The sequence below is a fragment of the Kitasatospora putterlickiae genome (genome assembly GCF_039527695.1).
GTDB lineage: Bacteria > Actinomycetota > Actinomycetes > Streptomycetales > Streptomycetaceae > Kitasatospora > Kitasatospora putterlickiae.
Window position 1 is genome coordinate 1 of sequence record NZ_BAAAKJ010000153.1, and the last position, 276, is coordinate 276.

The window sequence follows — 276 nt, forward strand, 5'->3', positions numbered from 1 at the left end:
TCCGGCGCCGGCCGTGCGCAGCGTCGCGGAGCTGGGCGAGCGGGCGGACCTGGCGGACGTGGTCGGTGACGAGGCGCTCGCCGAGCAGGAGCGGACGCGCGAGCAGGCGGTGGTGCCGGAGGCGGAGGCCCTGGTGCTGCCGGAGGCCGAGACCCGGGTGCTGCCGAAGGTCGGGGAGGCCGAACCCGAGGTGGTCGACCTGACCCCGCACGACGAGACCGAGCAGATCGAGGTCCCCGAGCTGCGCGCCTCGCGGTAGAGACGGACGGCGGAGCG

The 276-nt window shown here is 76.4% G+C and carries 1 pseudogene; it reads left to right on the top strand.

Annotated elements, in window-relative coordinates:
• Nucleotides 1–259: pseudogene (locus tag ABD308_RS15945) on the top strand (hypothetical protein); the annotation flags it as partial.
• Nucleotides 260–276 lie beyond the last annotated feature (17 nt).